Below are 20,014 nucleotides of genomic sequence, written 5' to 3' on the forward strand. Positions count from 1 at the left end.
GACTAAATCTGTGCAAAGGTACGTAATTTTGTTTGAATCAAATGCGTAGCAAAAGATAAATCTTGTGCTTTTTAATACACGTTAACTTTTATTTTCCAGTCAACTCATGTGCCGTTTTTTCAGCAGTGACAAATTTCTTGTCTCCTTTTTCTTGCTGATTAATTGCCCCGAAAGTATGGATATTGACGAAGATTATAAATGTGTAAACATAGCTTAGTAAGAAAGAAATGATAATTGTAGAAACTATCATTAGGAGAGTGAAACAACCTGGAAGTTTATCAGGATCGCCCATATAAATCATATTATGTAGGTTTACTCCATAGGCAGCAAATAGTATAAATAGTGGTAATCCAAGGATCAAGATGGGGATAAAACAGCAGAGTGTTGTAAGCATTTGGCTTAAAAATAGTTTCCCCCAATAGCGTAAACCAGTGTGATATCCCTGACAAAAGATGTCTTTGAACTTCGATTTTATATTGCAGATATAGTGAGTCAGGCTATAGTTTAATGGTAAAACAAAGATAAAAATGAGTATAAATAATACCCCAAGAAGTACGATGTTCAATATAATGGCTGTGAGAACTGATGTAACCTTACTTGTAATGAGCCAGTGTGTTACTATATCAGACACTATAAAGGGGAGCAAAAGTACTGCAATTGAAACAATGATGGCAATAAGAGTTGTTACGCTTATGCGTTTGAGAACAGTTTTGAGTGGTAGCTCAATGAGATAAACAATATTCTTGGATGACATATATATAGATGTCAAGCAATAAAGAATAAATGCACATAGCAGTAAAAGCATTGTCAGTAATGAAAGTGGTTCATTTTTGATTAGCATCCTGCCAAGTTGTGCAAAGATGAGAAGAATGAACGTTGTACTTATGGTCCAGACTAAGTTGCCTATCCAAGTCTTTTTGAATATCGTTGTGAAGTTCATGATTAGCTCGTCAAAAGACGATTTAATACATGCTGATATGCTTCTGTTTTTATATATATTCTTTTCCATATTCTATTTGATTCTTATCGTATTCTATTTACTAAGTCTTCGAAATTCAGCACATGTGATAGCTGTAGCTATAGCTACATTTAGCGATTCTGCTGTTGCTGCATCTGGTGGATAATTAGGAATTCTAAGTGGATGACTTACTATTTGTCGAATTTCTGTAGATATTCCGTTGCCCTCATTTCCCATGATAATTAGTCCATTTGTAGAAAGTTGCTCATTATAAATATTGTTTCCTTCAAGCAAAGTTCCATAAATGGGATAGTCTTCTGGTAGTTGTTTGAGTACCGATACCAATGAAACATAGTGGAGACGCACTCGTGTGATGCTACCCATTGTGGCTTGCACGACCTTAGGATTATACAAATCTGCCGTTTCATGTGAGCAAAAGATGTCGTTGATCCCAAACCAATCGGCGATTCTTATTATTGTTCCGAGATTCCCTGGGTCTTGAACGCCATCCAGCATGAGTGTTAATGATGATACGTCTATGGTGTCATTACCTGTTTGAAAGAATGGGAAAACACCGAGAACTTGTTGAGGATGTTGTAACAAACTTACTTTTTTAAGTTCTTCTTGGGTTACTTCAATAACCTCATTTGCTTGTACACAAGATTGGTTTTCAATCCATTCGTATGTAGCGATAATGGTATGTGCTCGTTGTTTAGCAAGCAGTTCTCCCACAAGTTTATATCCTTCGGCAAGAAAAAGATGTGTTTGTTCGCGATTCTTTTTTAGCTGAAGTGATTTAATAAATTTGATTTTAGCTTTACTAATCATGTTGCAAACTTACATAAAATTTTGTAAATACCTACGCAATCTCGATGTTAGTGAATGTTAAGACTTATAATATTTCAAAATCATGTTATATCTTACACCTTTTATATTGACTTGCATATCTCAAAAAAAGATATTATCTTTGTGCGGTTTATGAGTTATAAATGGATTTACATATTATCGTTTTCGCTGCTGTTGATTGGCTGTAGTTCGACTAAGTTTATACCCGATGGACAATATCTATTAGAGGATGTAAAGATAGAGTCGGCTGATAAAGGACTTGATGCTTCAACACTTCAGGCCTATATCCGTCAAAAGGGAAACTCCAAATGGTTCTCTTTATTTAAGATTCCTATGTCAACTTATTCGCTTGCAGGCCGAGATTCGACGAAATGGCTAAACAGAACGCTGAAACATATCGGTGAACAACCTGTTATCTTCGATTCTTTACAAGCTCAGCTTTCAAAGCAAGATCTCACTACAGCCATGCAGAATATGGGATATATGCATGCGAGAACTGAGATGAATGTAAAGCGTCGAGGGCGTAAAGTTAATGTAGTTTATAGATTGATTCCTGGAGAACCTTATCGGATTTCAATGGTAAATTATGATATTCAGGATAGTTTGATTAAGAAATTGTTGTATACATACAAAGGAAGAGATGCTTTTAAGCCGTCTCTGAAGACGGGAAGTCGTTTCACAGTTGATGTACTTAATGAGGAACGCCGTAATCTAACTACTTTTCTTTTGAATCATGGTTATTATAAATTCCATAAGGATTTCATTCAATATAGTGCTGACTCGGCTCGCAATAGTCGTGATATCAACATTACATTAAAACTTCTTCCTTACCGAACAGCAAATCATTCAACTGATACTTTGCATCCATGTTATTCCATAGATACAATTCGTTATCATAGTGGAGATGATGATGAACGGCTTCATTTGAAAAAAAGTGTGTTGAAAAATGCCACGATGATAGATGTACATGCGCCTTATAGTGCAGATGGTTTACAGCAGACCTATAATAAATTTGCACGATTCCAGGCTGTGAGATATACAAATATAAGTTTCCGAGAGCATCCTGATACAACATTACTTGATTGTGATATTCAAATTAGTACCAATAAACCCAATAGTATTTCGTTTCAACCTGAAGGAACAAATACTGCAGGCGACTTAGGTGCTGCGGCCAGTTTGATATGGGAGAATCGTAATCTTTTCCATGGTTCAGAACTATTTAGTGTTACTGTTCGAGGCGCTTATGAAGCTATAACAGGACTTGAAGGTTATCAGAATCAGAACTATATAGAGTATGGTTTGGGGTCAAAACTTAAGTTTCCACGTTTCCTTGCTCCCTTCCTTTCAAGCACTTTCAAACATAAGAGCCTTGCTACTTCTGAATTATCTTTAAGTTATAATCTGCAGAATCGGCCCGAATTTCATCGCCGCGTGTTCTCAACAGCATGGCGTTATCATTGGGCAGAACCGCGTCATCACATCAGTTATCGTGTTGATTTGTTGGATCTTAACTATATATATATGCCTTGGATAAGTGCTACTTTCAAGCATGATTATCTTGATAATGCCAGTAACCGTAATGCAATCTTGCGTTATAATTATGAAGATTTGTTCATCATGAAGAGTGGGGCTGGCCTTACTTACAATGACGGAGTCAATGCAGTGCGAGCTAATATAGAAGCCTCGGGAAATATTCTTAATGGCTTGTCAAAGGCTTTTCGATTCAAACAAAATGCTATTGGCCAATACACCTTATTTAATATAGCCTATGCTCAGTATGCAAAGTTTGATATAGATTACACCCATCTCTTTCTTTTCGATAGTCGAAATACATTGGCTGCTCATGCAGAATTTGGGATTGCGTGGCCTTATGGAAATAGTTCTGTATTGCCATTTGAAAAGCGTTATTTTTCGGGTGGTGCCAATACTGTTCGCGGATGGGGTGTAAGAGAACTCGGACCTGGTAAGTATCGTGGTACTGATGGACGTATAGATTTTATAAACCACACTGGAGATGTAAAGTTAACGCTTAATCTTGAATACAGAACTTACCTCTTTTGGAAACTCAACGGAGCTGCCTTTATTGATGCAGGAAACATTTGGACGCTCAGAAACTATGCTGAACAACCGGGTGGTCAATTTAAGATGAACACGTTTTATAAGCAGATTGCCGTTGCTTATGGCTTGGGATTAAGATTGAACTTCGATTATTTCATTCTTCGTTTTGATGCAGGAATGAAAGCTATTAATCCTGCTTACAGAAATAAGGAAGAACATTTCGCTCTGATACATCCTAACTTTGGGCGTGATTTAGCATTTCATTTTGCAGTAGGCTTCCCTTTCTAAATCATCTAATCTCGCATATACGGACTGATTATAATAGTTCGTATATGCCAGTAGGGACCTTTCTCTTCAATACTTCTACAGTGAAATCTACCCCTGCAATGATTCCATGGTTTCGCAAAACATCTTCAATTGTCTTTTGTGCAAGTATGGGATGATTGTTCTCTTCGCTTAGATGACAGAGCCAAACCTTTTTTAATCGTGGCGTGGCAAAGGTCGCGATAGCTTCTCCACAGGCTGCATTACTGAGATGCCCATCAAGTCCTAATATCCTGTTTTTTAGGTGTTGAGGATATGTTCCATGTGTAAGCATCTCTATATCATGGTTTGCTTCTATGACTAAATAATTGGCCTCGCCGATAAATGTCTGCATTTCTGTAGTGATATGTCCTATATCTGTCATCAAAACAAAGGTGGTATCGCCATATTTAATCATATAACCAACATTGTCAGAACTATCATGAGGAACGCCAAAGGGAGTTACAATAAAGTCTCCTATTGTATAAGTTGTGCCCTTCTCTATAACTTTTTTATGTGTTGGTTCAATTCTTTTCTTAATGAAATAGTTATGTTCTATGCCTTCATGCACACGTTTTGTAGTATATACATCCAGGTTATAGTCCTTACTTAAACTACCTACTGACTTCACGTGGTCAGTGTGATCATGAGTAATTAGTAAATGGTTTACATCCTCCAAATGCAGTCCGTAGTTCTTGAAATGTTTCTTTAGCGTTCTTATTCCGACGCCTACATCTATGATTAGACCATCTTTTTCTGTGAAAAGATAATAGCAGTTGCCACTACTACCACTACCTAATGATATGAATTTTAGCATTTTAATCGTTGTCCTTTCTACATAATAATGTTGTTGACGCTATCATTTTCTGTTCCATTTAGTATGGATTGATAGCGTTGCTCTCTACAAAATTATTAAGAAAAGATGAGAAATCCAAAGATTTTATCTATCTTTGTTTAAAATTAAAGGATAGTATATGCATCGTTTTAATCATCTACTTTTTAACTCACTTGCTGGAATCTCATTCTTTATAATACTGCAATGGTGTTTCTCTTCTTGTGGTCACATCCATCAAAGTGATTCTGCTGAAGCATGTGTTGATTCGTTTTCTCAGCACTATTTCAATTGGCAGTTCCAACGTTCCATGCCATTTGTAACGCCAATATCACAGAAATGGTTACGTTATGTGGCCAGCCAAGTTCAACAAGATGATGTTGAGCAATTACGTAATATGCCTCAAGGAGCGACTTACAAGATTATAAATGTGGATACTGAAGATAAAGATTCTGTAGCCGTATCTCATGTTTTGGTGAGAGGTTTCTTATGTATGGATACAATAGGAAAGATAAGTCATGTGATTGATGAGGCTACTTATGAGATAAAATTGCATTATCAAGGTGGAAAGTGGTTAGTTAATCTTGATGGACTTCCTAAAAAAGTGAAATGAAATAACCTAATTTATATATCATGTAAAGTTTTAAGTTAGGTCGTTCTCCACAAAGTATTGTACGCCATTTACTCCTTTTCTGTTGGAAGATAAACAAGATAAGATAATGTAACCCCCATCTACGAAGGTGATAGTTTAGTGTTAATAATGAAGAAAAACCACTTAATTCGTTTCTAAAAGTGTATAGTGTTTGCAAAGCCTCTTCTGTCTTTTCCATATATGAATCGTTAGTTTCAAAATGGTCAAAGAGCAGAGGGTTATTAATCTGTGCAATGCAAACATTATGTTCTTGCAATCTTTTTCCTAAGAGAACATCCTCAAACCCATAGCATTTGAAACGCTCATCAAAAGGGTAGGTGAGTGCCGTAGTTCTCTTCATCATGAGGTTTGCTGTGTGCAAATGGTGGTAAGGATGCCGCTTTCTCTGCTCCATCGTATGCTTGGGGGCTGCATCTTTTTCATAAAGGTATCGTAGATTAGTTATATTTTCGTTTCCCACTTCATAGCCACCATAAGCAACCAAGAATGTACTATCAAGTTGAATATAATTCAGAATGTAGTCTTCTCGTATGATACTCAAGTCACTATCCACAAACAAGACCCATTTGTAAGTAGCTTGTTGCACAAGAAAGTTGCGGATGCATGCGCGACCTATATTCTTTTCCCGTGTGATATATCGAACATGTTCCAAATCCAATAGTTCTTCATTCAATAAACATAAGTGTTTATCTGTACTACCATCGTCAGCTACAATGACCTCATAGCGTAAGCCCTCAATGTCTTCACATTGAGTGACTAATCCCTTCACTAATTCTACACACTGGCAGTTGTAGCAAGGAATCAGTATACTTAATTCTTTTTTGGGGAGCAATTTTTTAGATTTTTTCTTTCAAATAACGTCCTGTAATGCTTGTTTTGCATTCTATAAGTGCCTCGGGTGTGCCTGCAAAAACAAGGCTTCCACCTTTGTCACCTCCGTCAGGTCCGATATCAATTACATAGTCGGCACACTTGATAACATCGAGATTATGCTCTATAACAAGAATGGTATGACCACGCTCTATGAGTGCTTTGAAGGCGTCAAGTAGGCGTTGGATGTCATGAAAATGTAGTCCTGTTGTTGGCTCATCAAAGATAAATAAAGTTGGTTCTTGTTTTTCCTGACCAATGAAATAAGCCAATTTCACACGCTGATTTTCACCTCCAGAGAGTGTACTTGAATTTTGTCCGAGTTTGATATAGCCTAATCCTACGTCCTGAAGCGGTTTGAGTCGGTTTACAATGGCTTGCTGCTTATATTCTCCAAAGAATGTAATTGCTTCAGAAACGGTCATGTTTAATACGTCATTAATGTTCTTTTCATGGAACCGAACTTCTAAGATGTCATGCTTAAAACGTTGTCCATGACAAGCTTCACACTCTAAAACCAAGTCGGCCATAAACTGCATTTCGACACTGATAACGCCTGCTCCTTTACATTCTTCACATCGTCCACCTTCGGTGTTGAATGAGAAGTATTGTGGAGAAAAGCCCATCTGTTTGGCTAATGGCTGTTCTGCAAAGAGTTGACGAATAGCATCATAGGCTTTCACATAAGTGGCAGGATTCGACCGAGTGCTCTTTCCGATTGGGTTTTGATCTACAAATTCTACATGCTTTATAGCCGTCCAATCACCTTCAAGCGCTGTATATTCCCCTGGAGCATCGGCAACTTCGTCCAAATGTCGTTTCAAAGCGGGATATAAAATGCCTTTAATAAGACTGGATTTTCCTGAGCCTGAAACACCTGTTACACAATTAAACACGTTGAGCGGGAACTTTACATCGATGCCGCGGAGATTGTTCATACGTGCTCCTTTTAGTTCAATGGCTTTGTTCCATTTACGTCTTGACTTAGGTGTTTCAATTACATCTCGTCCTGTTAAGTATTTAATGGTATAAGAACGAGGGTATTTCTTTAGGATGTTTTCAGGTGAATCATTAAGTTCTCCCGTACTTCCTTGGAATACAATCTCTCCTCCGTGTGTTCCAGCATCAGGGCCAACATCAATCAAATAGTCTGAAGCACGCATGATTTCTTCGTCATGTTCGACAACCATTACTGTGTTACCAAGCTGTTGAAGGTCTCTCAATACATGGATTAAGCGGTCGGTATCGCGGCTGTGCAAACCTATACTGGGCTCATCAAGGATATAAAGCGAACCTACTAATGATGAACCTAATGATGTCGTTAGGTTGATACGTTGACTCTCTCCGCCACTAAGCGTGTTGGATTGTCGGTTGAGTGTTAAGTAACCTAAGCCCACTTCAGTAAGGAATCCCACGCGATTCTTAATCTCTGTTAGTAATCGTTTGGCAATCTGTTCTTCATGTTCTGTGAGCTGCAAATGGTCAAACCAATCTTTAAGATTGATGATAGGCATCTCTACAAGCTCTGTAATGCTCTTACCACCAACTTTTACCCATGTGGCTTCCTTCCTCAATCGGGTTCCATGACAATCAGGACAAACCGTCTTACCCCTATATCGGCTCATCATCACTCGATATTGAATCTTGTACTGATTCTCTTTAACCATTTGGAAAAAGGCGTCAATACATACCTTATCATGAATATCAAGAGTCTTCTCGCTTGGCAGTCCATGCCAAAGCATGTCTTTGTATTTGCGGTCTAATTTATAATAAGGTTCAAATATAGGAAAATCATCTGTGGCAGCACGTCGAATGAATTCACTGCGCCAATTCCCCATTTTGTCACCATGCCAGCATTGTACACAACCATCATATACACTCAAAGAAGAGTTAGGAATGACAAGTTTCTCATCAATACCAATAGTGCTTCCGAATCCTTCACAAGTAGGGCATGCCCCCAAAGGAGAATTAAAAGAAAACATATTATCATTGGGCTCTTCAAATTTTATGCCGTCAGCTTCAAAACGAGTTGAAAACTCATAGGTGATATTTCCTGGTAAAAATACAAGTTTCAAGAGTCCATCACCTTCATAAAATGCCGTTTCTGCCGAGTCAGTCATACGTGAGATGGCATCCTTACTATCGTCAACACTCATTCGCGCGATAATCAAAAAGAGACTCGAAGCATCTGTATCTGAAATATTATCTTCGTTTAACAAGTCTTCAATGCGTAGCACTTCACCCCCTTTGTACAGCCGAGAATAGCCTTCTTGCATGTACATTTCTAATTGCTTTTTAAGGGTTCTTCCTTCGACAACATGCAGTGGTGAGAGCATCATAAACTTCGTTCCTTTAGAGAATCCCATGATACAATGGATGACGTCTTCAGGTGTATGACGTTTTACTTCCTCTCCACTTATGGGTGAATAGGTATGTCCTATGCGTGCAAAAAGCAATCGCATGTATTCGTAAATCTCTGTACTTGTGCCCACGGTTGAACGTGGATTACGTGAGATTACTTTCTGTTCGATGGCAATTGCTGGTGGAAGGCCTTTGATAAAATCACATTCAGGCTTGCTCATTCGGCCTAAGAATTGCCTTGCATAAGCCGAAAGACTCTCTACATAGCGTCGTTGTCCTTCGGCATAAAGTGTGTCAAAGGCCAGGGATGATTTCCCAGAACCTGACACTCCGGTAATGGTGATAAACTTATTGCGTGGGATATTGAGCGAAACGTTCTTGAGATTGTTAACGCGTGCCCCTTTTATTTCTATATAATTATCCATATATGATTACAAACTTTCAGTGATTAGCAAAGATACTTAATTTCTTTGACATTACAGAAAAACATGTGTTTTAATTCTCTTCTGTGATGTTTTTTTGCCGTTTCATGTTGAAAATTAAAATAAATTGATTAGTTTTGCATCCGCATTTGACTAAGGAAAGGTGCTCGAGTGGTTGAAGAGGCACGCCTGGAAAGCGTGTAACCGCCTAAAGCGGTTCGTAGGTTCGAATCCTATCCTTTCCGCTTTTAGTAGTGAGATATCGTGTTTTCGGTATCTCTTTCTTTTTTATAGTGATGTGTCTTCAATCAAGAAGGTGCACGATGTATGGGTTATGTGACAGAACAAAAGTTTATAACTAAACGCAATATTCAAGTGTTTGTTTCCGAAAGTGCATTAAATCCATTTTGTTTTGCATAGGGTTAAGTTTGTAAAACAAGCCATTTAACAGAGCGAAATGAGTCGTTTTGCATGATTAATTGCCTTGTTTTGTTTGATTAAATGATAGGTTTTGTATTGTTATTCTTAATCTATTGATAATCAATTTGATATAAAATATTTATTAGCTTTATGGTATAGTTGTTTTAAGCAGGCCTGTTCTTGAGAACAAAAGCATTTAGTTTAATAATTTATGTTAGCCTTTTTAAGAAATTGATACCATGGTTTGCCAAAAAGTATTTAGGCTTTTTATACTTACAATCCTTAAGAAATGTTGTGCATATAAAAAGTATGGTCTTCAGTCTTACAAGCAAATAAAGTTACTAATATCATTTAATGAATGAAAAATTTGCCGTTCTAAAAAAATAGAATTAAATTTGCAGAGATTTAATTTACCAACAAAGGATATGAAAAAATCATTGGCTTCGTTGCTATTTTTAGTAGCACTTTTATTATTAAGTAGTTGTGCTTCAGTAAAAAAAGTGCCTTATTTTCAAAATATAGATCAAGTAGATTTAGCGGCATCTAAAGATCTTTATAATGCTCATATTATGCCGAAAGATTTGCTGACCATATCAGTAAATACGATAAATCCTACGGTTTCGGCTCCATTTAATCTTTCAACAACAGCATCGTCTGGTGCAAGTAGCACGGCACAAGGTTATTTAGTAGACAACGCTGGAAATATAAACTTCCCCGTGTTGGGTAAGATTCATGTTGCTGGTCTTACGAAAGAGCAATGCGAAGACTTGATAAGAAATAAGATTACACCATATTTTTCAGCTGACGAGAAACCTGTTGTCACGGTTCGAACTTCCAGCTATCGAGTAACTGTTATTGGTGAAGTTAACGCACCAAAGGTTATCCCTGTTTCGACAGAACAGATGAGTGTAATAGAAGCAATAGCCCAAGCTGGTGACCTAACCGTATATGGAAAGCGAGACAATATCATTCTTCTTCGGGAGAAATCAGATGGAAGTAAGGAATTTCATCGACTGAATTTAAATGATGCAAACATAGTAAATTCACCTTATTATTATTTGCAACAAAACGATGTTATCTATGTAGAGCCTAACAAAGTAAAGGCAAGGAACTCTATCATAGGCTCTTCAACGTCACTCTGGTTCTCTTTTGTGGGAATCGTTACGAGTTTAGCTTCTCTGTTAGTTACTGTGTTAAGATAAATAAGATATAAGAAATGAAGAATGAAAATGGATTGTAAATCAGTTTCATTCTTCTTTTTTTAATTCTGAACTATAGATTTATGAGCGGAAGTTGTGTATGGAATCATTGTAAGCATTGCTGCACAATGTGTTTTCGTTTGGTATAATATGCTAATGATTCCAACAGGCTTAAAAAGCTAACATGATGATGAAAAGGTTAAAGTCGAATGATGATAATGTTTAGGCAGACATCAGATGATGGAATCTTTTTAATATAAACAAGATGAAATGCTTTTGCGTTGAGACATTGAAAGCTTCTTTGTCATGATGTAGAAGATGTGAACAAGAAAACAAGTTATAGACAAGATAAGACAAAATCTGTTACAATAGAATAGTCAATTAAATGTGATGGAAGGAATAAAAGAAGATTGTGGAGTTGCGTTAATACGCTTGCTGAAGCCGTTAGAATACTATCAGCAGAAGTACGGAACATGGATGTATGGTCTGAACAAGCTCTATCTTATGATGGAGAAACAGCATAACCGTGGGCAGGAAGGTGCAGGGTTGGCTTGTGTAAAGTTGGATTCTACACCAGGACATGAGTATATGTTCCGTGAAAGAGCTGAGGGATCGAACGCTATTACCGAGATTTTCGGCGAAGTACATAATTGCTTTACAAATGTTGATGCGCATGATTTAGCTGATGCAAGTTATGCAAAAGCAAACTTACCTTTTGCTGGTGAGCTGTATATGGGACATCTTCGGTATAGCACAACAGGCAAAAGCGGAATCTCTTATGTACATCCTTTTCTTAGAAGAAATAACTGGCAAGCAAAGAATCTCTGTTTCTGTGGAAACTTTAACATGACAAATGTTGATGAGATCTTTGAGAAATTGACGCTTCAAGGACAATGCCCTCGTATCTATAGTGATACGTATATCATGCTTGAACTCATGGGGCATAGGCTTGATAGAGAAGTAGAAAGGAACTTTGTTGAGGCTCAAAAACTGAATCTTACCAATAAAGATATCACACGATATATTGAGGATCATGTCAAAATGGAGAATGTCTTAAAAACGACAATGCCTGATTTTGATGGAGGATATGTTGTTTGTGGTGTGACAGGAAGTGGGGAAATGTTCTCTATGCGTGACCCTTGGGGAATTCGACCTGCATTTTATTATAAAGATGATGAAATCGTTGCATTGGCCAGTGAACGCCCTGTTTTACAAACAACCTTTGATCTTGACTGTGAGGAAATAAAGGAATTGGAGCCTGGTATGGCTTTGATGGTTAAACGGAATGGTGAATGTTCGATTAAAAGAATCCTTGAACCGCGAGGAGAATCTGCCTGTTCTTTTGAGCGAATCTACTTCAGTAGAGGTTCTGATCGGGATATTTATAATGAACGAAAGAAGCTTGGTGAGCAATTGACCGAACCTATATTAAAGGCTGTTGACTATGATACTGACCATACAGTATTTTCATATATTCCTAACACTGCAGAGGTTGCATATTATGGAATGCTTGATGGTTTTACGCGATATCTAAGTGAACAGAAGATTAAGAAGATAGAAGCGCTGGATCATAAGCCTACACATGAAGAACTTGTTGATATCATGCATGAGTATGTTCGCTCTGAAAAGGTGGCATGGAAAGATATTAAACTCCGCACGTTTATTACAGAAGGTAATAGCAGAAACGATTTAGCCAGCCATGTATATGATATTACTTATGGTAGTATTGAAGCCGGACAAGACAATCTTGTCATTATAGATGATAGCATAGTTAGAGGAACTACGCTAAAGAAGAGTATCTTAAGAATACTTGATCGGCTTCATCCCAAGAAGATGGTGATGGTAAGTAGTGCACCACAGATACGCTATCCAGACTATTATGGCATAGATATGCCTTGCCTTGAAGAGTTTTGTGTGTTCCGTGCAACTATCGCTTTGTTGAAAGAACGCCATCTGGAGAGTGTTATACATGATACTTATAAGGCTTGTCAAGAAGAGTTATTGAAACCTAAATCGATGATGGTTAATCAGGTTCGTGCGATATATGAGCCATTCACTGTAGAAGAAATCAACGCTAAAATCATTGAAATGTTACGGCCAGAAGGCGTAACTACTCCGATAGAATTGGTTTATCAGAGTTTGGAAGGATTGCATAAGGCTATTCCTATGCATAAGGGTGACTGGTATTTCACGGGACATTATCCAACTCCTGGAGGTACTAAACTCTGTAATCAGGCTTTCGTCAACTATTATGAGATGCATTTCTCTCGTTGATGAAGCTTAGATAATGATATAAATAATAATCTGTTTAAAGCTTATATAAAGGTATATAATGAGAAACGTAACTTTAGTCTTGAGTGATGGAAGTAAATTCCATGGCAAAAGTTTTGGCTATGATGCCCCAGTTGCTGGTGAAGTGGTATTCAATACGGCAATGGTTGGTTATCCAGAAAGTCTGACTGACCCCTCTTATGCGGGCCAATTGATGGCGTTAACCTATCCTCTTGTAGGAAATTATGGTGTTCCTCCATTTACAATGGAAGCCAATGGAATTCCTACTTTCATGGAAAGCGATAAGATTTATGCTTCAGCAATCATTGTAAGTGACTACAGTAAAGACTATAGTCATTGGAATGCTGTGGAGAGTCTTGCTGATTGGTTGAAGCGTGAACACGTACCCGGTATAACGGGAATCGATACTCGTGAGTTGACTAAAGTATTGCGTGAACATGGTGTGATGATGGGAAAGATCATCTTTGATGATGAACCTGACAACATACCAGAAGCTGATTATGAAGGTGTAAACTTCGTAAACAGGGTTTCTTGCAAAGAGATTATTCGTTATAATGAAGGCGGTGGTAAGAAGGTTATATTGGTTGATTGTGGTGTAAAAGCCAATATTATTCGTAGTTTAATTAATCGTGGAATCGAAGTTATTAGGGTTCCATGGAACTATGACTATACGAATATGGAATATGATGGTTTATTCCTTGCCAATGGACCAGGCGATCCTGATATGTGTTCGGATGCCGTTGAGGTCATTAAGAAACAGATTAATCAAAGCACTAAGCCCATTTGTGGTATTTGTATGGGTAATCAATTACTCTCAAAAGCCGCAGGTGCAGAGATTTATAAATTGAAATATGGGCATAGAGGACATAATCAGCCTGTACGCTTGGTAGGTAGTGAGAAGTGTTTTATCACGAGTCAGAACCATGGATATGCGGTGAATGCTGCAACCTTAGATAAGGATTGGGAAGAGCTGTTTGTGAATATGAATGATGGTTCTAATGAAGGCATACGCCATAAGACAAATCCTTGGTTTACATGTCAATTTCATCCTGAGGCATGTTCTGGTCCTGTTGATACAGCTTTTATATTTGATGACTTTGTAAAAACTTTAAAGTAGAAAGACGATGAAAGACGAAAAGATAAAGAAAGTATTGCTTCTTGGCTCAGGAGCACTAAAGATTGGAGAGGCTGGAGAGTTTGATTATTCAGGCTCACAAGCCTTGAAAGCTCTTCGGGAAGAAGGCATAGAAACTGTACTTATCAATCCAAATATTGCAACAGTACAGACATCTGAAGGAGTAGCTGACCACATTTACTTCCTTCCTATACAGCCTTATTTCGTTGAACGAGTTATTCAAAAGGAGCAACCTGATGGCGTGTTACTCTCTTTTGGTGGTCAGACTGCTTTGAATTGTGGTGTTGAATTGGAGAAGACTGGTATCTTTGCAAAGTATGGGGTCAAAGTTTTGGGAACACCAGTTGCCGCAATCATGAATACCGAAGACCGTGAACTGTTTGTTGGACAGTTGAATGAAATAGATGTAAAAACTATCAAAAGTGAAGCTTGTGAGAATGTAGAGGAGGCACGAAAGGCTGCATCTACACTTGGTTATCCTGTCATTGTGCGAGCCGCATACGCTTTAGGAGGACTAGGATCAGGCTTTGCAGATGATGAAGCTGAACTGAATAAGCTCTGTGAAAAGGCTTTTTCTTTCTCTCCACAAGTGCTTGTTGAAAAGAGTTTGAAAGGCTGGAAAGAAATAGAGTACGAAGTAGTTCGCGATTGTTATGACAATTGTGTTACTGTTTGTAATATGGAAAACTTCGATCCATTGGGTATTCATACAGGCGAAAGTATTGTAATTGCCCCTTCACAGACATTGACAAATAGCGAGTATCACAAGCTTCGTGCATTGTCGATTAAGATAGTTCGTCATATAGGTATTGTGGGAGAGTGTAATGTGCAGTATGCATTTGATCCCAAAAGTGAAGATTATCGTGTAATAGAGGTAAATGCGAGACTCTCTCGTTCGTCTGCACTTGCTTCAAAAGCAACGGGATATCCACTTGCCTTTGTTGCTGCAAAGTTAGGGCTTGGATATGGATTGTTTGAATTAAAAAATTCAGTTACGAAGACAACTAATGCTTTCTTTGAGCCTGCACTCGACTATGTGGTTTGCAAAATTCCGCGTTGGGATCTTTCAAAATTCCATGGAGTAGACAAAGAATTAGGCTCAAGTATGAAGTCTGTAGGTGAGGTTATGGCGATAGGACGTAACTTTGAAGAGGCTATTCAGAAAGGTCTTCGCATGATAGGGCAGGGGATGCATGGTTTCGTTGAGAACAAAGAATTAAAAATTAACGACCTTGATGCGGCACTCCGTGAGCCAACAGACAAACGTGTGTTTGTCATATCAAAGGCTATGCACAAAGACTATTCTGTAGATCAGATACATAATCTCACAAAGATTGATAAGTGGTTCTTAGAGAAGCTGAAGCATATCATTGATATAGATGAGGCTTTAAAGAAGCAAAATATAAATACTTTAGATCGTGATTTGCTGCGAGAAGCAAAGGTTTATGGCTTTACTGATTTCCAAATTGCACGTGCCATTGGCTTGGAAAATGAAATCGGTAACATGCATAAGGCAGCCCTTTTGGTTCGCAATAAACGCAAATTCTATGATATACTTCCAGTCGTAAAGCAAATAGATACGCTTGCAGCTGAGTATCCAGCACAGACGAATTACCTATATGTAACCTATGGAGGTGTGAAGAGTGATGTCGTGTTTGAGAATGATAAGCGGTCTGTAATTGTGCTCGGTTCTGGAGCATATCGCATTGGTAGTTCAGTCGAATTTGACTGGTGTGGGGTGCAAGCTTTGAATACAATCCGTAAAGAAGGCTGGCGTTCTATCATGATTAACTACAATCCCGAGACTGTTTCTACAGACTATGATATGTGCGATCGTCTTTATTTTGATGAGCTTACATTCGAGCGAGTTATGGATATTATAGAGTTAGAGAATCCTCATGGTGTCGTTGTTAGTACGGGAGGCCAGATTCCAAACAACTTAGCGATGAAGTTAGATGCTCAGAATGTTCCTATTCTTGGTACGAAAGCACAGGATATTGATGGTGCAGAAGATCGTGCAAAGTTCTCTGCTATGCTGACCGAAAATGGTATTAATCAACCAGAGTGGAGTGCTTTAACGAGTATGGAAGATATCGATGAGTTCATTAAACGAGTTGGATTCCCTGTTCTCGTGCGTCCTTCTTATGTCTTATCGGGTGCTGCCATGAATGTTTGTTCTAACGAAGAAGAACTTAAACGTTTCCTACAATTGGCAGCAAATGTAAGTGAAGATCATCCCGTTGTCGTTTCTAAATTCATTGAACACGCTAAGGAAATAGAGATGGATGCCGTTGCAAAGAACGGAGAGATACTCGCTTATGCTATCAGTGAGCATATAGAGTTTGCGGGAGTTCACTCGGGTGACGCCACGATTCAGTTCCCTCCACAGAAACTATACGTAGAAACAGTTAGACGTGTTAAGCGAATTAGTCGTCAGATTGCTAAGCAATTGCATATCAACGGACCATTCAATATCCAGTTCATGGCTCGCGATAATGATATACTTGTTATTGAATGTAACCTTCGTGCAAGTCGTTCATTCCCATTTGTAAGTAAGGTTTTGAAGATTAATCTTATTGAGTTGGCCACAAGAGTAATGTTAGGACTGCCTGTCAAAAAGCCAAATAAGAACTTGTTCGACCTTGATTATGTTGGAATCAAAGCCAGCCAGTTCTCATTTAATCGTTTACAGAAAGCGGATCCTGTATTGGGTGTTGACATGAGTTCTACGGGAGAAGTTGGCTGTTTGGCTGATGATACGAACGCTGCACTATTAAAGAGTATGTTAGCCGTAGGGCAAAGAATTCCTAAAAAGACGATACTCCTTTCTACAGGTGGAGCAAAGCAGAAGGTGGAGATGCTTGATGCGGCGCGTCAACTGGTAGAAAATGGCTATGAACTCTATGCAACAGGAGGTACAAGTAAGTTCCTTGATGAAAACGGTATAAGCAATACACGAGCTTATTGGCCTTCTGAAGCAGGACAAACTCCCCAAGCTTTAGATTTGTTGCATGAGCATAAGATTGATATGGTGGTTAATATTCCTAAGAATCTTACTGTACATGAGTTGACAAATGGATACAAAGTGAGACGCGCGGCTATAGATCTTAATGTTCCATTAATCACGAATAGTCGTTTAGCCAGTGCCTTTATAAACGCTTTCTGCACATTAAAACTTGACGACATAGACATCAAGTCATGGAATGAATATTAAAAAATAACAACGAAAAGAGGCATTCCTGGGGTTCTGTTAGAACTTATGGAGTGCCTTTTTCTTTGTTAAATTTTGGAGTGAAAGAAAAGGTGTTATTTTATTAACAATATTTTGCAGTTTATAAATTACTAATAATCAGTAACTTAATAAAAAGTTACATACGGAGTAAAAAAAAGTAGTTAAAAGATGAATGTGAATTAAAAAAAATAGTTACCTTTGCATCGTTTTAATAAACAAATGATTGTTTTACAGATTTAAAAAGCAAAGAAAATGAAGAAATTAGTTTTAGCACTCGTAGCTGTTGCAGCTATCTCATTCGCATCTTGTGGTAACAAAACTGCAGCAAATGCAAACAATGGTGATTCAGACTCTGTAGCTCAGGTTGACACTGCTGATACTGCTGCTGTTGATACTGCTGCTGCTGACACTGCAAAGTAATTTTGCAAACGAGTAGAAAAATGAGAGATTGCCGCTGAACTTTAATTGTTCAGCGGTTTTTTTTGTTTCATTTCTGAACTGAGAAAATGTATTTCTTGACATGGTTCATTGATTTTCTTTGTAAACTCTATTATGAATGAAATTGCGTAATGAATTCCAACATGCGTTATCTGCATATTGTATGTCGAATTCATTCTATTTAGCTTTATTGTTTTTGATAGTACTATATAAGGTTTGAAAGCTGAATTTGTGTTATTGATGATTTTGATTCTTTCATAAATAGATTTCTACTTCACAAATAAAAACTATCTTTTTTCTTGATTATTCTTTTGCCGTTTTGTAAAATATTGCCTTATATTCTATCACTTCTATTCCATTCCTGTTATCATAAAGAAACTACATTATAAGTAATGTTTAGGCTTTCTATTATAATTTTATATTGAATTTGTTTTTATAATCAATTTTCTTGTAGCGTGAAGTAATGCAGTTTATCGTTCTATTTGAATCAAATTATCGTATAAAAAGGCATGTTTTATTGTATAGTTTGACGCAGATTATTTGTAATTTTCTTGTTTGTGGTAAGATAAAACGGAGGGTATTAATTAATGTGTTGATTCATAGGATGTTATGATTCCGTAAAAAGTAGTAGTTTATTAAACTATAATTTTGCTAAGACTTGAAAATTTCGACTTTATAAATTGTTTTGTAAATTTATATCGAACCTTAGAATCCTCATTTTATTACTATCTGTTTATAGGACAATTAAATTGATATAGTAGTTAAATTTAGTGCGTTTTATGGTTCAATTCATTAATAATAAAGTTGACAACAAAGTTTAATAATATCTTAATCAGCTATATAAATAAGGTCACTCATAATATCATCGGATGTAAAAAGGCCCATTCTTGTTATGAAAAGACGATGTTTAGAAAGTTTCATTTTCCCCGCATTGATATGAGGTTGAGCTTCTTTCATTAAATAGTTATAGCGTTCTTCGCCATATTTATTTTTCATTTTATTGAGATCAATCCCTTCTTTGGTCCGTAGGGCAGTAGTGATTAAGTCGTTGTATTGGGTGTCTTTGCTTAAAACTTCAATCTCTTGTGGAAGTTTGTTGCATGCAATTTCATCCATGTATTTTTTGAGATTGCTGATATTCCATTTTCGAATCCCATCAAGATAGCTGTGGGCTGATGCACCAAGTCCAATGTAAGGAATTTCATGCCAGTAGCTACTATTGTGTAAACTACGGAAGCCTGGACGGGCAAAATTACTGATTTCATATTGCTCATAGCCTGCATTTGTTAGCTCGTTGATAAGGATATTGTACATGGAGAGACTTGTTTCTTCATCAACTTCTTTAATTTTTTGATGTTTCCTCATATTGAAAAGAGAAGTCCCTTCCTCGTACATCAGGCTATAAGCCGATATATGTTCAACTCCCAAATCAATCGCTTCACGAATATCTTTTTGCCAGTCTACTATTGTTTCATTAGGAAAACCAAACATTAAATCAATGCTAATGTTTTGTATTCCAGCGTGACGTAATCGTGTAACAGCTTGGGAAATGTCCTCTCGATTGTGTCTGCGGTGAAGAAATTTTAGGCGTTCATTGCTAAAAGTTTGCGCTCCCATACTAACACGATTAAACTTTAAGTCGGCAAGTTGAATGGCAAATTCTTCTGTAATGTCATCGGGATTACATTCTATGGTGAGTTCTTTCAAGTCAGATAAGCTGCCCCATACCTTATATATATGTGTGAGAAGTTGGTTTAATTGTTCTGAAGAAAGCATACTTGGAGTGCCTCCACCCAAGTATATTGTGTGGAGTTTGTTGTCAGAATCAGTATTAAGGTTGAAAAGCTCAGACGCTCGGAGGTCGATTTCATGACAGAGCATATCAACATATTTCTGTTGAAGTGATTGCTGCGTAGTACTATAAAATCCGCAGTATATGCATCGACTTGCACAAAAAGGAATATGGATATATAGGCCTGCCATGTGATTTTTGACT

The 20,014-nt window shown here is 37.5% G+C and carries 13 protein-coding genes and 1 tRNA gene; 8 read left to right on the forward strand and 6 right to left on the reverse strand.

From position 1 onward, the window contains the following. Positions 1–88: 88 nt before the first annotated feature. Both HMPREF9145_RS06720 and HMPREF9145_RS06725 read right to left on the reverse strand, forming a co-directional pair. On the reverse strand, positions 89–1,009 hold the full coding sequence (locus HMPREF9145_RS06720; RefSeq protein WP_021825618.1) for a putative membrane protein: 921 nt from the start codon (positions 1,007–1,009) through the stop codon (positions 89–91). 24 nt (positions 1,010–1,033) lie between these two features. After that, positions 1,034–1,786, reverse strand: a complete 753-nt coding sequence (locus tag HMPREF9145_RS06725; RefSeq protein WP_021825601.1) for an RNA methyltransferase — start codon at positions 1,784–1,786, stop codon at positions 1,034–1,036. A 150-nt stretch (positions 1,787–1,936) separates the two neighbouring features. On the opposite strand from HMPREF9145_RS06725, the gene tamL reads away from it, so the two are divergent. Further along, the gene (tamL, locus tag HMPREF9145_RS06730) at positions 1,937–4,150 is read left to right on the forward strand and encodes a translocation and assembly module lipoprotein TamL (RefSeq protein WP_021825597.1); all 2,214 of its coding nucleotides are present in this window, start codon (positions 1,937–1,939) and stop codon (positions 4,148–4,150) included. 28 nt (positions 4,151–4,178) lie between these two features. On the opposite strand, the gene HMPREF9145_RS06735 is transcribed toward tamL, so the two are convergent. Beyond that, on the reverse strand, positions 4,179–4,982 hold the full coding sequence (locus HMPREF9145_RS06735) for an MBL fold metallo-hydrolase (RefSeq protein ID WP_021825582.1): 804 nt from the start codon (positions 4,980–4,982) through the stop codon (positions 4,179–4,181). 157 nt (positions 4,983–5,139) lie between these two features. Here HMPREF9145_RS06735 and HMPREF9145_RS06740 point away from each other — a divergent pair, with 157 nt between their 5' ends. Continuing rightward, positions 5,140–5,610, forward strand: coding sequence for a fibroblast growth factor (locus tag HMPREF9145_RS06740; protein ID WP_231369766.1), 471 nt, complete (start codon positions 5,140–5,142; stop codon positions 5,608–5,610). On the opposite strand, the gene HMPREF9145_RS06745 is transcribed toward HMPREF9145_RS06740, so the two are convergent. After that, a complete protein-coding gene (locus HMPREF9145_RS06745) occupies positions 5,594–6,481 on the reverse strand; it encodes a glycosyltransferase family 2 protein (RefSeq protein WP_021825577.1) in 888 nt (295 codons plus the stop codon). The genes HMPREF9145_RS06740 and HMPREF9145_RS06745 overlap by 17 nt on opposite strands. A gap of 4 nt (positions 6,482–6,485) precedes the next feature. Next, a complete protein-coding gene (gene uvrA / locus HMPREF9145_RS06750; RefSeq protein WP_021825557.1) occupies positions 6,486–9,305 on the reverse strand; it encodes an excinuclease ABC subunit UvrA in 2,820 nt (939 codons plus the stop codon). Positions 9,306–9,459: 154 nt separating this feature from the next. On the opposite strand from uvrA, the gene HMPREF9145_RS06755 reads away from it, so the two are divergent. The 6 genes from HMPREF9145_RS06755 (at position 9,460) to HMPREF9145_RS13715 (ending at position 18,000) form a co-directional block, all read left to right on the forward strand. Beyond that, positions 9,460–9,547, forward strand: a tRNA-Ser gene (locus HMPREF9145_RS06755). A gap of 600 nt (positions 9,548–10,147) precedes the next feature. Next, on the forward strand, positions 10,148–10,924 hold the full coding sequence (locus HMPREF9145_RS06760; RefSeq protein WP_021825581.1) for a polysaccharide biosynthesis/export family protein: 777 nt from the start codon (positions 10,148–10,150) through the stop codon (positions 10,922–10,924). Positions 10,925–11,311: 387 nt separating this feature from the next. Continuing rightward, positions 11,312–13,195 carry an amidophosphoribosyltransferase gene (locus HMPREF9145_RS06765; protein ID WP_021825614.1) on the forward strand — a complete coding sequence of 628 codons (1,884 nt, stop codon included), beginning with the start codon at positions 11,312–11,314 and terminating at the stop codon, positions 13,193–13,195. 58 nt (positions 13,196–13,253) lie between these two features. Next, the gene (gene carA / locus HMPREF9145_RS06770; RefSeq protein ID WP_021825592.1) at positions 13,254–14,330 is read left to right on the forward strand and encodes a glutamine-hydrolyzing carbamoyl-phosphate synthase small subunit; all 1,077 of its coding nucleotides are present in this window, start codon (positions 13,254–13,256) and stop codon (positions 14,328–14,330) included. Positions 14,331–14,337: 7 nt separating this feature from the next. After that, the gene (gene carB / locus HMPREF9145_RS06775) at positions 14,338–17,562 is read left to right on the forward strand and encodes a carbamoyl-phosphate synthase (glutamine-hydrolyzing) large subunit (protein ID WP_021825603.1); all 3,225 of its coding nucleotides are present in this window, start codon (positions 14,338–14,340) and stop codon (positions 17,560–17,562) included. Positions 17,563–17,832: 270 nt separating this feature from the next. Further along, complete coding sequence (locus tag HMPREF9145_RS13715) at positions 17,833–18,000, forward strand: hypothetical protein (RefSeq protein ID WP_007133913.1); 168 nt, start codon at positions 17,833–17,835, stop codon at positions 17,998–18,000. An 846-nt stretch (positions 18,001–18,846) separates the two neighbouring features. Here HMPREF9145_RS13715 and hemW read toward each other — a convergent pair. Further along, complete coding sequence (gene hemW / locus HMPREF9145_RS06780; RefSeq protein WP_021825545.1) at positions 18,847–20,001, reverse strand: radical SAM family heme chaperone HemW; 1,155 nt, start codon at positions 19,999–20,001, stop codon at positions 18,847–18,849. Positions 20,002–20,014 lie beyond the last annotated feature (13 nt).

Origin of the sequence: Segatella salivae F0493 (assembly GCF_000477535.1) — a bacterium.
Classification (GTDB): domain Bacteria; phylum Bacteroidota; class Bacteroidia; order Bacteroidales; family Bacteroidaceae; genus Prevotella; species Prevotella salivae.

What these genes read in the sequence shown, in the direction of transcription:
- uvrA (WP_021825557.1), bottom strand. Translation starts at nt 9,305, where the DNA reads ATGGATAATTATATAGAAATAAAAGGGGCACGCGTTAACAATCTCAAG.
- HMPREF9145_RS13715 (WP_007133913.1), top strand. Translation starts at nt 17,833, where the DNA reads ATGAAGAAATTAGTTTTAGCACTCGTAGCTGTTGCAGCTATCTCATTC.
- carB (WP_021825603.1), top strand. Translation starts at nt 14,338, where the DNA reads ATGAAAGACGAAAAGATAAAGAAAGTATTGCTTCTTGGCTCAGGAGCA.
- HMPREF9145_RS06740 (WP_231369766.1), top strand. Translation starts at nt 5,140, where the DNA reads ATGCATCGTTTTAATCATCTACTTTTTAACTCACTTGCTGGAATCTCA.
- carA (WP_021825592.1), top strand. Translation starts at nt 13,254, where the DNA reads ATGAGAAACGTAACTTTAGTCTTGAGTGATGGAAGTAAATTCCATGGC.
- HMPREF9145_RS06735 (WP_021825582.1), bottom strand. Translation starts at nt 4,982, where the DNA reads ATGCTAAAATTCATATCATTAGGTAGTGGTAGTAGTGGCAACTGCTAT.
- hemW (WP_021825545.1), bottom strand. Translation starts at nt 20,001, where the DNA reads ATGGCAGGCCTATATATCCATATTCCTTTTTGTGCAAGTCGATGCATA.
- HMPREF9145_RS06765 (WP_021825614.1), top strand. Translation starts at nt 11,312, where the DNA reads ATGGAAGGAATAAAAGAAGATTGTGGAGTTGCGTTAATACGCTTGCTG.
- HMPREF9145_RS06720 (WP_021825618.1), bottom strand. Translation starts at nt 1,009, where the DNA reads ATGGAAAAGAATATATATAAAAACAGAAGCATATCAGCATGTATTAAA.
- tamL (WP_021825597.1), top strand. Translation starts at nt 1,937, where the DNA reads ATGAGTTATAAATGGATTTACATATTATCGTTTTCGCTGCTGTTGATT.
- HMPREF9145_RS06760 (WP_021825581.1), top strand. Translation starts at nt 10,148, where the DNA reads ATGAAAAAATCATTGGCTTCGTTGCTATTTTTAGTAGCACTTTTATTA.
- HMPREF9145_RS06725 (WP_021825601.1), bottom strand. Translation starts at nt 1,786, where the DNA reads ATGATTAGTAAAGCTAAAATCAAATTTATTAAATCACTTCAGCTAAAA.